13 protein-coding genes and 1 pseudogene are annotated in these 14,151 nt (G+C 65.3%); 10 read left to right on the top strand and 4 right to left on the bottom strand.

Annotated elements, in window-relative coordinates; translation table 11 throughout:
* The 3 genes from MST27_RS15620 to MST27_RS15610 all read left to right on the top strand — a co-directional run bounded on the left by MST27_RS15620 (window position 1) and on the right by MST27_RS15610 (window position 2,119).
* Window positions 1-1,200: an NAD(P)/FAD-dependent oxidoreductase gene (locus MST27_RS15620; RefSeq protein WP_243606861.1), complete on the top strand. Its 1,200-nt coding sequence runs from the start codon at window positions 1-3 to the stop codon at window positions 1,198-1,200.
* A gap of 148 nt (window positions 1,201-1,348) precedes the next feature.
* Window positions 1,349-1,621: an HU family DNA-binding protein gene (locus tag MST27_RS15615; RefSeq protein WP_014854330.1), complete on the top strand. Its 273-nt coding sequence runs from the start codon at window positions 1,349-1,351 to the stop codon at window positions 1,619-1,621.
* A 111-nt stretch (window positions 1,622-1,732) separates the two neighbouring features.
* Window positions 1,733-2,119: an SCP2 sterol-binding domain-containing protein gene (locus tag MST27_RS15610; protein ID WP_243606860.1), complete on the top strand. Its 387-nt coding sequence runs from the start codon at window positions 1,733-1,735 to the stop codon at window positions 2,117-2,119.
* Between the two features lie 37 nt (window positions 2,120-2,156).
* On the opposite strand, the pseudogene MST27_RS15605 reads toward MST27_RS15610, so the two are convergent.
* Both MST27_RS15605 and MST27_RS15600 read right to left on the bottom strand, forming a co-directional pair.
* A pseudogene (locus MST27_RS15605) lies at window positions 2,157-2,506 on the bottom strand (DUF2931 family protein); the annotation flags it as partial.
* A 15-nt stretch (window positions 2,507-2,521) separates the two neighbouring features.
* Window positions 2,522-3,427, bottom strand: a complete 906-nt coding sequence (locus MST27_RS15600; RefSeq protein ID WP_243606859.1) for a LysR family transcriptional regulator — start codon at window positions 3,425-3,427, stop codon at window positions 2,522-2,524.
* A gap of 183 nt (window positions 3,428-3,610) precedes the next feature.
* Here MST27_RS15600 and MST27_RS15595 point away from each other — a divergent pair, with 183 nt between their 5' ends.
* From MST27_RS15595 to MST27_RS15575, 5 genes are all read left to right on the top strand, one after another.
* On the top strand, window positions 3,611-4,792 hold the full coding sequence (locus MST27_RS15595; protein ID WP_243606858.1) for an acyl-CoA dehydrogenase: 1,182 nt from the start codon (window positions 3,611-3,613) through the stop codon (window positions 4,790-4,792).
* 96 nt (window positions 4,793-4,888) lie between these two features.
* Window positions 4,889-6,109: a CaiB/BaiF CoA transferase family protein gene (locus MST27_RS15590; protein WP_243606857.1), complete on the top strand. Its 1,221-nt coding sequence runs from the start codon at window positions 4,889-4,891 to the stop codon at window positions 6,107-6,109.
* A gap of 253 nt (window positions 6,110-6,362) precedes the next feature.
* A complete protein-coding gene (locus MST27_RS15585; protein ID WP_243606856.1) occupies window positions 6,363-6,971 on the top strand; it encodes a LemA family protein in 609 nt (202 codons plus the stop codon).
* Entirely contained in the window at window positions 6,968-7,723 is a 756-nt protein-coding gene (locus MST27_RS15580) for a TPM domain-containing protein (RefSeq protein ID WP_243606855.1), read from the top strand. The genes MST27_RS15585 and MST27_RS15580 overlap by 4 nt, the downstream gene beginning before the upstream one ends.
* Window positions 7,724-7,772: 49 nt before the next feature.
* A complete protein-coding gene (locus MST27_RS15575; protein WP_243606854.1) occupies window positions 7,773-8,390 on the top strand; it encodes a TPM domain-containing protein in 618 nt (205 codons plus the stop codon).
* A 49-nt stretch (window positions 8,391-8,439) separates the two neighbouring features.
* Here the strand turns inward: MST27_RS15575 and MST27_RS15570 are convergent, their stop codons facing one another.
* Window positions 8,440-9,717 carry a tetratricopeptide repeat protein gene (locus tag MST27_RS15570; RefSeq protein WP_243606853.1) on the bottom strand — a complete coding sequence of 426 codons (1,278 nt, stop codon included), beginning with the start codon at window positions 9,715-9,717 and terminating at the stop codon, window positions 8,440-8,442.
* 111 nt (window positions 9,718-9,828) lie between these two features.
* Here MST27_RS15570 and MST27_RS15565 point away from each other — a divergent pair, with 111 nt between their 5' ends.
* Window positions 9,829-10,908 carry a GlxA family transcriptional regulator gene (locus tag MST27_RS15565; protein WP_243606852.1) on the top strand — a complete coding sequence of 360 codons (1,080 nt, stop codon included), beginning with the start codon at window positions 9,829-9,831 and terminating at the stop codon, window positions 10,906-10,908.
* A gap of 34 nt (window positions 10,909-10,942) precedes the next feature.
* Here the strand turns inward: MST27_RS15565 and MST27_RS15560 are convergent, their stop codons facing one another.
* Window positions 10,943-12,916 (bottom strand): AAA family ATPase, encoded by a 1,974-nt coding sequence (locus tag MST27_RS15560; RefSeq protein ID WP_243606851.1) that lies wholly within the window; start codon window positions 12,914-12,916, stop codon window positions 10,943-10,945.
* Window positions 12,917-13,380: 464 nt separating this feature from the next.
* Here MST27_RS15560 and MST27_RS15555 point away from each other — a divergent pair, with 464 nt between their 5' ends.
* Complete coding sequence (locus MST27_RS15555; protein WP_243606850.1) at window positions 13,381-14,139, top strand: substrate-binding periplasmic protein; 759 nt, start codon at window positions 13,381-13,383, stop codon at window positions 14,137-14,139.
* Window positions 14,140-14,151 lie beyond the last annotated feature (12 nt).

Raw genomic sequence — 14,151 nt, 5'->3', positions numbered from 1 at the left:
ATGAACGCATCGAACGATACGGCACCGCTGGTGATCATCGGCACCGGCTTGGCGGGCTACAACCTGGCCCGGGAATTTCGCAAGCTCGACAGCGAAACGCCGCTGCTGATGATCACGGCGGACGATGGCCGCTCCTACTCCAAACCCATGCTTTCGACCGGCTTCGCGATGAACAAGGATGCCGACGCGCTGGGCATGATGACGGCCGGGCAGATGGCCATTCAGCTCAACGCCGAGATCCGCACGCACACCCGCGTCACCCGGCTCGAGCCCGATGCCCGCCGCGTATGGATCGGCAACGAGCCGGTCGCCTACCGCGACCTGGTAATTGCCTGGGGCGCGCAGACCATCTCCGTGCCCGTTGCCGGCGACGCGCAGGATGCGATCTTCCCGATCAACGACCTGCTCGATTACGGCCGCTTCCGCGTGGCCGCGCACGGAAAGCGGCGGGTGCTGATCCTTGGCGCGGGGCTGATCGGCTGCGAATTCGCCAACGATCTCCTGCAGGGCGGTTATGAGGTGACGCTGGTTGCCCCTTGTGACCAGGTCATGCCATCGCTGCTGCCGCCTGAGCCGGCGGCGGCCGTTCGGCGCGGGCTGGAGTCGCTGGGTGCGCGCTTCCATCTGGGGCCGGTGCTGGAGAGGCTCGAGCGGCAGGACGATGCATTGCAGGCGTTACTGTCTGACGGCCAGCGAATCGATTGCGATCTGGTGGTCAGCGCCGTCGGTCTGCGCCCTCGCATCGAACTCGCCAAGGCCGCGGGGTTGAAGGTGAATCGAGGCATCGAGGTGGACCGCCAGCTGCAGACTTCGGCCGAACACGTCTATGCGCTCGGTGACTGTGCCGAAGTCGAAGGCCTCAATCTGCTGTACGTCATGCCGATGATGAGCGGGGTGCGCGCGCTGGCCCGCACGCTGACCGGCGAGACGACGCCGGTCAGCTACGGGCCCATGCCGATCACGGTCAAGACCCCCGTTTGCCCGCTGGTGGTCTCGCCACCGGCCGATGGCAGCGAGGGCGTCTGGCGTGTGGAAGGCGAGGGCAATGACCTCAAGGCCGAGTTCCGGGCTGCTGACGGTCGCTTGCTGGGCTACGCCCTGACAGGGGCCGCGGTTCAGCAGCGGTTGGCACTGAACAAGCAGCTGCCGCCGGTGTTGGCGGAACTGCCACAGGTTCTGTCGCTAAAGTCGCCGGGTTGAAGCGGCAAAGCGCGGGCGGGGGCTGGCGCGAGTGCTAGCAGCGTGCCATTCTGCTAGAGCGCTGCCGCAGCGTAGAGCCGCTGCAGCGCTTTGGAATGCTGTTCGGAGAACAGCGGACACAACAACAAGAAAGTCTCAGAGGCTACCTATGCGCAAACCGGAACTCGCAGCCGCCATCGCCGAGAAGGCCGATCTCACCAAGGATCAGGCCAATCGTGTGCTCAATGCCGTTCTCGATGAAATCACCAACGCGCTCAACCGCAAGGACAGCGTGACCCTGGTCGGTTTTGGCACCTTCCTGCAGCGCCATCGTGGCGCCCGCACTGGAAAGAATCCCCAAACGGGCGAGCCCGTGACCATCAAGGCCAGCAACACCGTGGCCTTCAAGCCGGGAAAGATGTTGAAAGACGCCATCAACTGATGCCGCGTGGCCCCGGGGCCGCCCAGGCTCCGGGTGCTGTTCCTTTCAGCGGCTAGAATTTATCGAACGAGCCGCTACAATGCGCGAAATTTCAACAATTTCGGGAAACGCATGAAATTTCGCTTTCTTCTCTGGATGCTGGGTCGCCTCATGAGCAAGGCTAGCCGCACCAACCCTGACTTCCAGAAGCAACTCGGTGACAAGGCCCTGACGTTCCAGTTGCATACGCTCGACGGTAAAGTCGCCCGGCACTACGTCGTCAAGGATCAGCGCGTGACCCATCAGGCCGGTCCGGCCAGCGAACCGGCATTCGCCATTGGGTTCAAGGACAGCGCCTACGGGTTCGCCACTATGAATGCCAAGAACAAGCAGCTGGCCTTCATGCAGGGGATCCAGGACAAGAACATCCAGATCCAGGGGAATCCGGCACTGGTTATGTGGTTTCAGGGGCTGACGAAATATCTGAAGCCTCGCAAGAGGAAGCCCAAGGCGGCTTGATGCCGGTGCCGCATGCGGCGCGCCCGACAATCGATCTTCACCAGCTTTCGTAGGGAATACCGCACTTCTCGACGTAGCGTTTCGACGCGGCAGGTTGGGGGGTAGTAATACCCCCTGATTTTCCGAGATGTGGCCCAAAGACTCTATCTCTCCCTGACCACGAGCGACCCTCATCGCTTAGCCGCAGCTGTTTACTACCCAAACCTAGATAGCACCGCCTGGTGCCAATCCAAGATAGGTCGTAGCCATATAGCGTGCTGTTCGCTCAGGCGTTTCTGGGCAACGTCGATGCGTAGATTCATGCATGATCTATCTCGCATCTTCGGGAATGTCTACCCAGGCTCGGTAGGTCTGTGGCTCCACGACCGACTGCCAGCGAACGAATATTGCTGCACCGTCGGCCTATGCCTGCTGCGCCATCCAGGCGCGCGCTTCGTCCAGTAGCCAATCTCGAAACGCATTAAGGGCGGCCGACTCCACCTTGCGCTCCGGAATCATCAGGTAATACGCCCGCGTCTCGCTGCGGTAGGCATGCGGATGCGCCAGCATCAGTCGCCCTTCGGCCAGCTCGCGCTGGATCAGGAACGGCGGGATCAGCGCCACGCCCATGCCGTGTTCGGCGGCCTGGGCCAGCATGGAGAACAGCTCCAGCCGCGGCCCGGTCATGTCGCGGGCCACTTTGAGCCCCAGCGATTCGAACCACTGCCGCCAGGCGTAGGGGCGTGTGGTCTGTTGCAGCAACGGCATTTCGGCGAGCGCCTGGGTCTGCAGGGGCTCACCCTCGCGAAGCAGCGCCGGGCTGCAGACCGGCTGCAGGTCTTCTGGCATCAGGTAGTGCGCCTCGGTGCCCGACCAGTCGCCGTCACCGAAGTAGATCGCCGCGTCGAAGTCGGTATCGGCGAACAGGAAGGGGCGGGTTCGGTTGGTCAGGTTGACGGTGATTTCCGGGTGCAGCGCCTGAAACTGGCGCAGCCGCGGCAGCAACCATTGGGTGCCGAAGGTCGGCACCAGACCGAGTTCGATGGTCTGCGCGCCCTGTTGACCCATCACAGACAGGGTATCGCGCTCCACCGCATCGAGTTGGCTGGCGACCCGGCGAGCGTAGGACTGGCCGGCTTCGGTCAGCTTCACGCCGCGTCTCGAGCGGCGGAACAGTTCAAGGCCAAGAAACTCTTCGAGCCCGCCGACCTGCCGGCAGATGGCGCTCTGCGTCAGCGACAGCTCCTCGGCGGCACGGGTAAAGCTCTGGTGGCGCGCCGCGGCCTCGAAGGCAATGAGTGCCGCGGTGCTGGGAATCTTGCGACGCATTATGCGGCTGCCTCACTAAACTGGGGTTAAACGGGAGAGGAGAGAATAGCTTGTAGTGCGTTTTATGCACAGGTCGTTGCGAATTACTCGTTTGCCGGCGCGGCCATCGGCTTCTAGGATCAACCCCATCGATTGCCGCACCGGGCACTGCCCGGTACACCCTTTCCGACAAGAGGACCTCCCATGGCCGGCACCGCAAGCTTCAACTGGATCGACCCGCTGCTGCTCGACCAGCAGCTCACCGAAGACGAGCGCATGGTGCGCGACAGCGCCGCGCAGTTCTGCGCCGACAAGCTGGCGCCGCGGGTCCTCGAGGCCTTCCGTCACGAGCAGACCGACCCGGCGATCTTTCGCGAAATGGGCGAGACCGGGCTGCTGGGCGCGACCATTCCGGAAGCGTACGGCGGCAGCGGCCTGAACTACGTGTGCTACGGGCTGATCGCCCGCGAAGTCGAGCGTGTCGACTCCGGCTACCGCTCGATGATGAGCGTGCAGTCCTCCCTGGTGATGGTCCCGATCAACGAGTTCGGTAACGAGGCGACCAAGCAGAAGTACCTGCCCAAGCTGGCCAGTGGTGAATACATCGGCTGCTTTGGCCTGACCGAGCCGAACCATGGCTCCGACCCGGGCTCCATGGTCACCCGTGCGAAGAAGGTCGACGGGGGCTACCGCCTGACCGGCAGCAAGATGTGGATCACCAACAGCCCGATCGCCGACGTCTTCGTGGTCTGGGCGAAGGACGACGAGGGTGCGATCCGCGGCTTCGTGCTGGAAAAAGGCTGGGAAGGCCTCTCGGCCCCGGTGATTCACGGCAAGGTCGGGCTGCGCGCCTCGGTCACCGGCGAGATCGTCATGGACAACGTGTTCTGCCCCGAAGAGAACGCCTTCCCTGACGTACGCGGCCTCAAGGGCCCGTTCACCTGCCTGAACAGCGCCCGCTACGGCATCAGCTGGGGAGCGCTGGGCGCTGCCGAGTTCTGCTGGCACACCGCGCGTCAGTACGTGCTCGATCGTAACCAGTTCGGCCGCCCGCTGGCTGCCAACCAGCTGATCCAGAAGAAGCTGGCCGACATGCAGACCGAGATCACCCTGGCGCTGCAGGGCTGCCTGCGCCTCGGCCGAATGAAGGACGAAGGCACCGCCGCGGTGGAAATCACCTCGATCATGAAGCGCAACAGCTGCGGCAAGGCGCTCGATGTGGCGCGCATGGCCCGCGACATGTTGGGCGGCAACGGCATCAGCGACGAGTTCGGCGTGGCGCGCCATCTGGTCAACCTCGAGGTGGTGAACACCTACGAAGGCACCCACGACGTGCATGCACTGATCCTCGGCCGCGCGCAGACAGGGATCCAGGCTTTCTTCTAAGGAAGCCGAAGAGCGGCGATAGGCTGGACGAAAAGGGGCATGTGCAGTCCGTCGTCCGGCCCTCCGCTGATTGCCGAAACATGAGGAGTTCTAGCAGTGCCTGCCTTATCCAACATCCGCGTTCTCGACCTGTCCCGCGTGCTCGCCGGCCCCTGGTGTGGGCAGATACTCGGTGACCTCGGCGCGGAGGTGATCAAGGTCGAGCGGCCCGGGACGGGCGACGATACGCGCCACTGGGGCCCGCCCTATCTGAAAGACCAGGACGGCGAGAACACCTCGGAGGCGGCCTACTACCTGTCGGCCAACCGCAACAAGCAATCGCTGACCCTGGATTTCACCCAGCCCGAGGGGCAGCGGATCATTCGCGAGCTCGTTGCCCAGTGCGACGTGCTGCTGGAGAACTTCAAGGTCGGCGGCCTGGCAGCCTATGGGCTCGACTACGAAAGCCTGAAGGCGATCAACCCACGGCTGATCTACTGCTCGATCACCGGCTTCGGCCGTGATGGGCCTTATGCCCAGCGTGCCGGCTACGACTTCATGATCCAGGGCCTGGGCGGGTTGATGAGCCTGACCGGGCGCAGCGATGCCGAAGAGGGCGCCGGGCCGGTCAAGGTCGGCGTCGCCTTGACCGATATTCTCACCGGCCTGTACGCCACCGTCGGGGTGCTGGCAGCGCTCAACAGTCGCGAACAGACGGGCGTCGGGCAGCACGTCGAACTGGCCCTGCTGGATGTCCAGGTGGCCTGTCTCGCCAACCAGGCGATGAACTACCTCACCACCGGGGTGGCGCCCAAGCGCATGGGCAATGCGCATCCGAACATCGTCCCTTACCAGGACTTCCCGACGGCCGATGGCGACATCATCCTCACCATTGGCAACGACGGGCAGTTCCGCAAGTTCGCCGAGGTGGCGGGGCATCCCGAGTGGGCGAGCGATCCGCGTTTCGCCAGCAACAAGGCGCGCGTGGCCCACCGCGTCGAGCTGATCCCGCTCATCCGTCAGGCTACGGTGTTCCGCACCACCGCCGAATGGGTGACTCTGCTCGAACAGGCCGGCGTGCCCTGCGGGCCGATCAACGACTTGGCGCAGGTGTTCGCCGACCCGCAGGTCCAGGCGCGCGGGCTGAAGATCGAGATGCCACACCCACTGGCCGGCAGCGTGCCGCAGGTGGCCAGCCCGATCCGCCTCTCCGAAACGCCGGTGCAATACCGCAAGGCCCCGCCACTGCTTGGCGAGCACAGCGAAACCCTGCTGCAGGGACTGCTGGGTCTGAGCTTCGAGAAGATCCTGTCGTTGCGCCAGTCCGGCGTGATCTGAATACCTGTCTGGTGACGGCTCGCCTGGATCCCCAGCGAGCGGGCGCCTGCGGGCTAGGTTTTCTCACCTGCGCAGGCGCGCCAGCCTTTCTTTCGGGCAGCCTAGGCATCGGCTTGCTCGCGACCAGCTGCACCTCCCGATCACCCGCCTCAGCCAACGACCGAAACGGGCCGGCCCCGGGCATAGGCTGAACTCTCTCGCCGTTAGGTCATCCTTATATGTGGAATTCATCACATTGGCGGACGAGCGAATCATGCAGACGCAGCGTTATCGGTTCACCTGGCAACTCGCGGTTGTCCTGTTCATGTCCTGGCTGTTGGCCGGCTGCGGGATCAACAACATTCCGCAATACGATGAGCAGGTGAAGTCGGCCTGGTCGCAGGTGGAAAACCAGTACCAGCGGCGCGCTGACCTGATTCCCAATCTGGTCGAGACGGTCAAGGGCTTCGCCCGTCAGGAGCAGGAGACGCTGACTGCCGTGACCGAGGCGCGCTCGCGGGCGACCTCCATCCAGATCAGCGCGGAGGACCTGGATGATCCCCAGAAGCTGCAGCAATTCCAGCAGGCGCAGAACCAGCTGACCGGCGCGCTGAGCCGGCTGATGGCGGTATCCGAGCGCTATCCGGATCTGAAGTCCAACCAGAACTTCCTCGCCCTGCAATCGCAACTCGAAGGCACGGAGAATCGCATCGCCGTGGCGCGACGCGACTTCATCGCCGCGGTCGAGCGTTACAACACCGAGATTCGCACCTTTCCCGGCCGCATCTGGCACAGCCTGCTGTATAGCGACATGCCGATCCGCGATAACTTCGAGGCGACGGCCGAGAACGCCGAGCAGGCGCCGCAAGTGCAATTTCAATGATCCGCTCGCTCGCGCTGTTGCTGGCGTTGTTGTGCTGGGCGGGTGGTGTTGCCGCGCAGGCGTTCGAGGTGCCGCCACTGACGGGGCGAGTGGTCGACCGTGCCGAGTTGCTCGACGCCCAGGCCGAATCGCGCCTGACCGGTATGCTCGCCGCGCACGAACAGGCGAGCGGCGAGCAGGTCGTGGTGGTGACCCTGCCGGATCTGCAGGGTCGCAGCATCGAGGAGGTCGGCCTGGCGCTGGGGCGCGAATGGGGGATTGGCCAGGAGGGCGAGGATACCGGCGCGCTGCTGATCGTCGCCCGGGATGATCGGCGGATTCGGATTGAAGTCGGCTATGGCCTCGAAGGGCGGCTGACCGATGCCCAGGCCTCGGTGATCATCAACCAGATCATCGCGCCGGCATTCCAGCAGGGCGACTTCACCCGCGGCATCACCGAAGGGGCCGAAGCCATGGTCCAGGTACTGGGCGGCGACCCTGTGAGCACAGCCGCCACGCCGCCCGTGATGCCGATGCATGCCCAGGAACCGGGCGGTTTCGGCATCCTCGGTTTCTTTCTCATGCTCGTGGCGATCTTCGTCATTGGCGGCGGCCGCGGTGGGCGTGGCGGTCGCGGCGCCGGTCGCGCGTTGCTGCTGGGCGCTCTGCTCGGTGGCATGGGGCGCGGCGGCGGAGGTGGGGGCTTCGGAGGTGGCGGCTTTGGCGGTGGCGGTGGCGGCTTCGGCGGCGGGGGTGCGTCCGGCGGCTGGTAAGGCCGCTGGAGCTTCGACAGGACAACGACCCATACATAACGGACTGAACATGAGCCTACTGAGCGAAAGCGAGTTGCAACAGGTCGCCGACGCGATCAACCGTGTCGAGCGGCACACCGACGCCGAGTTGGTCACGGTGCTGGCCGCACAGGCCGACGATTATCGCTACATCCCCTTGCTCTGGGCGAGCCTGCTGGCCCTGCTGCTGCCCGGTGCGGTGGTGTTCTTCAGCGGCTGGTTGAGCGCCTGGCAACTGCTGCTGGTGCAATGGCTGACCTTCATCGTGCTGGCGCTGATCTTCCGGATCGACGCCCTGACCAGCCGGCTCATCCCCCGCTCGGTCCGTCACTGGCGCGCATGCAACCTGGCGCGGCGGCAGTTCATCGAACTCAACCTGCATCACACCGAAGCCGGCACCGGTATGCTGATCTTCGTCTCCGAGGCCGAGCGCTACGTGGAGATCCTGGTGGACCGCGGAATCTCCAGTCGCATCGACGACAGTGTCTGGCAGTCGGTGGTCGCGGCCTTCACCGAAGACGTGCGCAACGGCCAGGTGCTGGAGGGCTTCCTGACCTGCATCGAGACCTGCGGCTCGCTGCTCAAGCAGCATGTGCCGGCGACGCATGAGCGCAACGAACTGCCGAACCATCTGGTGGTGCTGCCGTAGCTCTGGCCGACCAGAGAGTGGAAGACGTCCGCTGTCTTCCTGCCTCCTTTCACTGCATGCGGCGCTGCTCGGCGAGCAGTCTGCGTTCACGCTGCAAGGCGCGTGCGAGGCCCTGCTCACCGCTGCGCTCGGCGGCGGCGATGAGGGTCTGGTCGAGCAGATCGCGTTGCGCATGGCTGCCACCGAACAGTTGCGCCTGGTTGCGGATCGCACGCAGCAGGTCGGTACAGCGTCGATAATCGCCGTCGACATAAGCCAGCAGGGCCTCGACTCCCGGGGCGCCGATCTGGCCGGTGAAACGTGAATTGTCGTCATCCCGTGCAGCGGCCACTCGCTGGGCCTCGTGCAATGAGGCCAGCAGGTCCTCGCGGCCGGCGCAGGCGAAGGCCATCGCCGCATGGAAGTCATTGAAGGCGTAGCAGCCGTCCGCCGCCATCGCCGCCCAACGCTCGGCCACACCGGACCAGCGCTGGCCGACCTCGACCCCGCGCAACTGCAGCCGCCAGAGCAGCGCGCTGGCGTCGATCAGCTCCAGCGCCAGGGTACTGCCGTGGCCGTTCAGCGGCCCGTCGAACAGCTCCAGGACGCTGTCGAACTCGTCCATTTCCAGATAGTGCAGCGCCAGGTGCCACCAGTTGTGCACGGCGAGCATGCTGTCCTGCTGCCAGGCCGGGTTGCCGCGCATCCAGGCGATGCCTTCCTCGCGCCGCCCCTGCATTTCCAGCACGTGCGCGACGGCGTGCTGGGCCCAGGCATCGTCGGGCTGCAGCGCCACCGCTTCACGGCCCAGACGCTCGGCGAGGCGGTAGTCGCCGGTTTCCTCGAGGCCGAAGGCATACAGGCCGAGCAGAGCGTGGTAGCCGGGCACTTCCGGCGACCAGTCCGGCCGCACGCGAGCGATGCGATCGCGCAGCATGCGGGCGTCGCCGGTGAAGAAGTCGATCTGGTGGCCGGCCTGCAGGGCGAGCAGGTCGTGGGGGTAGTCGATGCTGAGGTCTTCCAGGGCGCGGCCGGCGGCATGCCAGCGACCGTTCAGCAACAGCCCCAGGGCATGCAGATGACGGCCTTCCCGATCATTGTGTGGCAACTCGAGGGCACGTTCGTGGGCGGCCCGGGCCACCGGCAGGGCCGCTGCCTCGGTGCCGAGCAGGTAGAGCCAGGCGTGCAGGACATGGCCCATCACCAGTTCAGGCGAGGCCTGCAGCGCGGCCTCGGTGGTCGCCAGCGAGTCGGCGTGCAGGCAGCGGAATTGCGCCAGCGCCTGATCGAGCAGGGCTTGCGCCTCGCCATTGCAGCCGGTCAGTTGGTACCCGTGTGCGTCTTTCATTGTTCTATGCTCCATGAGTCCGGTTCGTTGGCGTCGGCCAACGCGCCCATACTCGGGGTTACGCTTGCTTTGCACCCCAGTCATCCTGGAAACAAAACGGCTATTTCCGCCATGGCCCGCTCCGAGATCGCCGAACGTCCGCCATTGACCGTCGCCCTGCTGGCGACGCCGGACAGCACGGCCTCGACGCTCTTCGGCCTCTACGATCTGCTTCTCGGTGCCCGTCGCGACTGGCAGCTGCTGGTGCACCGCTGCGATGTGGCGTCGCCGTTCCGGCCGTTGATCGTCAGCCGTGACGGCCGGCTGCTGCGGGTCTACAACGACATTCCGGTCCAGCCCCATGCGAGCCTCGCCGAGGCACCACCGCTGGATGTGGTGATCGTCAGCAACCTTGCCGTCAGCCCCTGGGAGCCGCTGGACGATCGCTATGCGCCCGAGGCGCAATGGTTACGCGAGCGTTACGCGGCCGGGGCGACGCTGGCCGCGGCCTGCTCGGGGGCGATGCTGCTGGCGCAGACCGGGCTGCTGGCCGGCTGCGAAGGCACCTCGCACTGGGGATACTGCGATTGCCTGCGCCGCGAGTACCCGGACGTGCACTGGCATCCGGACAAGGCGCTGGTCAGTACCGGCATCGGCCAGCGCCTGGTGATGTCCGGCAGCGGCAGCAGCTGGCACGCGCTGGGGCTGTTTCTCATCGCCCGTTTCGTCGGTGCGCGCGAGGCGATGGAAGTGGCGCGGCTGAATCTGTTCGACTGGGACGCGACCAGCCCGCTGGCCTATGCGGCGATGATGCGCACCGGTCAGCTGGCCGATCCGATCATCGCCCGCTGCCAGGAATGGGCCGCACAGCATTACGAGGAGGAGGCGCCGGTGAGCGCCATGGTGCGCATCAGCGGCCTGCCGGAGCGGACCTTCCAGCGCCGCTTCGCCCTGGCCACCGGGCTGACGCCGCTGGACTACATCCACACCCTGCGTCTGGAAGAGGCCAAGCAGTTACTGGAGAGCGGTGAGCTGTCGGTGGAGGCGATCGCCTGGGAGGTGGGTTATCAGGACGCGGGCTTCTTCGGCCGGCTGTTCCGGCGCAAGGTCGGCCTGACCCCGGCACAGTACCGCCGACGCTTCGGCGTGCTGTCACGGCGCCTGGCCGGTATCGCCACGCTGCAGGAGGAGCGGGCGCCGGCGCTGCACTGAGCAGCCGACACCCGGATTCGAAACGGCCGGCGGCTCAGAGCCGGGTCGGACCTTCGTCTTCTTCTTCCAGTGACACCACCGGGGCCAGCTCGAAATGGCCGTTACCCTCCATGGCGCTGGCGGCGACGCGGTCGATGGTGCTCATCGCGTGGCCGATGATGGAGCTCACGTTGGCGTCGAGGTGATGCTCGGGCAGGCGCTCGATGGCCGCGAGCACGTCTTCACCCGGCACGGTTTCTTCGGCCAGCAGCTTGTCGGCGATTTCGTCCAGTGCCGGTTTGAGCCGCTGCAGCAGCGCCATGCATTCGCGGTCGAGCTGCTTGAGCAGGTTGTCGGCGGCACGGATGGATTCGCCGGAGTCGAACTCGATGTGCGCGTCGCGCACGGCCTGCAGGCTGAGCAGCGAGCCGTTCGGCCCCATGCCCAGCGCGCCGACCATCGACAGGGCGATCTTCGAAGCTTCCTGCAGGTCCTGGCCGGCACCGGAGGAGACTTCGTGGAAATACAGCTGCTCGGCGCCGCGGCCGGCCAGCAGCATCTGGATGCGGTTGCGCAGCTCGGATTCCATGTGCAGGCGCTTGTCCTCGACCGGGGTGACCAGCGTCACGCCCAGCGCCTGGCCGCGCGGCAGGATGGTGACCTTCTCCACACGCCCGGTTTTCAGCGCCGCGGCGACCAGTGCGTGGCCGGCCTCGTGCACGGCGATGCGCTTGCGATCGGTGGCGGACATGGGAGTGACACCCGAAGGCTGCTCACCGATTCGGCAGGTTTCCACCGCATCGACGAAGTGCGCCATGGTCACCGCCTTCGCTTCTCCACGGGCGGCCAGCAGCGCCGCATGGTTGACGATGTAGGCGATGGCGGCAGGCGTCAGGCCGACGGTGTTGCGTGCCAGCTGGGCGAAATCCAGATCCTGCTCGGCGCGAATCTTGTCGGTGTAGAGGCGAAACAGGGCTTCGCGATCCGCCAGCCCGGGCAAGCCCACGGCAATGGAGCGGTCGAAGCGGCCTTCGCGCACCAGGGCCGGATCCAGCGAGTTGGGGAAGTTGGTCGCACCGAGCACCAGCACGCCGCTGGCGCCGTCGAAGCCGTCCATCTCGGCGAGGAACTGGTTGATGATGCGGTTGCTCTCGGCATCGCTGGAACGCTGCTGCTCGGCACGCTTGCCGATGCCGTCGATCTCGTCGATGAAGATGATGCACGGCGCCTGCTTGCGCGCCGTGCGGAACAGCGCCTTGACCTTCTGGATACCCACGCCGAAATACATCGAGGAAAAATCGCTGCCGGTGACCTGGATGAAGCTGGCGTTGGATTCGGTGGCCAGCGCCTTGGCCAGCTGCGTCTTGCCGGTACCGGGCTCGCCGGTCAGCAGCACGCCTTTCGGCGGGCGGGCGCCGAGCGCGGTGTATGCAGCCGGATCGCGCAGGTAGGCGGTAACGTCGCTCAGTGCCTGCTTGGCCTCGCTCGCGCCGATCACGTCATTGAAACTGATGCCGCTGCCCTTGCGATGCACCTGGAACGCCTGGCTCTTGATCGCCAGGTAGGTGAGCGCGCCGACCAGCAGGAGGAAGAAGGGCGCGTACGGCAACACCGTCTTGTACCAGGGGGTCTCGCCATCGGTTTCAAAGAGCGTCAGCGGGAACAGCTGGCCTTCGCGGCTGGCGTAGTGGTCGAGCATCAGTTGGGCGACGCGCCCGGACTGGTCCGGCACCCAGTAGCGCAGGCCGTCGTGCAGGCTGATGTAGACCGCATCCTTGCCCAGCGCGGCGCTGGCGATGGTTCCGCCACGCAGGTCGGCCATCAGCACGGACAGGTCGCGGCGATTGGCTTCCCAGGGATCGGTCGAGATTTGCAGGGCCTCGAGCATGCTGGCCGCGGCGCCGGTGGCGGGCGTCGACGGAGCGGTGGGTCGCAGCTGCCAATAGGCGACGCAGGCGGCGATCAACAGCAGCAGGAAAACGGAGAGTACAGGGCCGCGGCGACCTTGTAGCAGGCGTGGTGTTTTCATTTCACATCCAATCGGGAAGCCCGATGTCTCGACAAACAACCGCCGGGGAGGCGGACCACAGTTGTTCACGGGAAAATCCCGCGGCGCCAATCGGATGGCGCAACACAGCTCGGACGTGTTGGATGCGATTTATATGCCGGACTGTGAATCGGGTCGTCGGACTCCGATAGCCGGCGAGGATACGGCAAGCGCCACCATCGGAGCGGTCGTGCGACGAATGGCGGGCCAGTTTGCGACGAATGACCCGTTGGTCGTGGAACGAAACGGCAGCCTCGAAACTGGCTGTCGCTTAAGTGACCCGCAGCAGAGTTTGCAAGGCGCGTGCCTGCTACCGTTCGGCACCGCGGTCGCTCCGTCAGGATCGACCCGCAGGCACAAGCGACAGCGGCGCTGCCGATCAAGCCGCCAGGTCGCGCCATGCCAGGAACGCGTACAACAATAACGTCCGACGACGAGACACGATCATGCCAACCAAGAACAACAACGTTCGCGGCGCCCTTCTGGGCGCGCTGATGACCCTTCTGCCGCTCGCTCCGGCCAACGCCGCCGGCGAGAAAATCAACCTTCTGACCCAGAATTTCCCTCCGTTCAGCATGGCCGTCGATGGCAAGAATTTCGCGAAGGAGGGCGCAATCAACGGCATCGACGCCGAGGTCGTCGCCGAGTTGTTCAAACGGGCCGGCGTGCCTTACGAGATGACCCTGCGCTTCCCCTGGAGCCGCTTGCAGGACCTGGCGGAGAAGACGCACGGCTTTGGCGTGTTTTCCCTCAGCCGCACGCCCCAGCGCGAGCCGAAGTACAAGTGGGTCGGCCCGCTGAGCGAAATCCAGATCGTCTTGCTCAAGAACCCGGACAGTCCGATCCAGCTATCCAGCCTTGAGGACGCCAAGCAGTACCGCATCGGCTCGAAGGACGGCAGCGTCGGCAGCCAGTACATGATTACCCGCGGTATCGAGGTGCAGAGCTCGCTGATCGACACCCCGGCCAAGTTGAAGGCCGGCCAGTTCGATCTCTGGGCGACCACCAACCCTTCCGGTGAATACGAAGCGAAGCAGGCCGGTGTCGGCCCGCTGGCGGTGGCCCTGACGCTGAGCCGGGTCGACCTCTACCTGGCGCTGAACAAGGACACCCCCGACGAGGTTGTCGACAAGCTGCAGCGCACCCTCGACCAGATGAAGCAGGAAGGCCTGTTGCAACAGGCTGCGCGCCGCTACGTGAACTGAAGACAGCCCGCG

This window comes from Stutzerimonas marianensis, from assembly GCF_022810315.1.
In the GTDB taxonomy this organism is placed as follows: Bacteria; Pseudomonadota; Gammaproteobacteria; order Pseudomonadales; family Pseudomonadaceae; genus Stutzerimonas; species Stutzerimonas marianensis.
The sequence above is the reverse complement of the archived record's forward strand: the minus strand, read 5'-3'. Positions and strand labels throughout refer to the sequence as shown.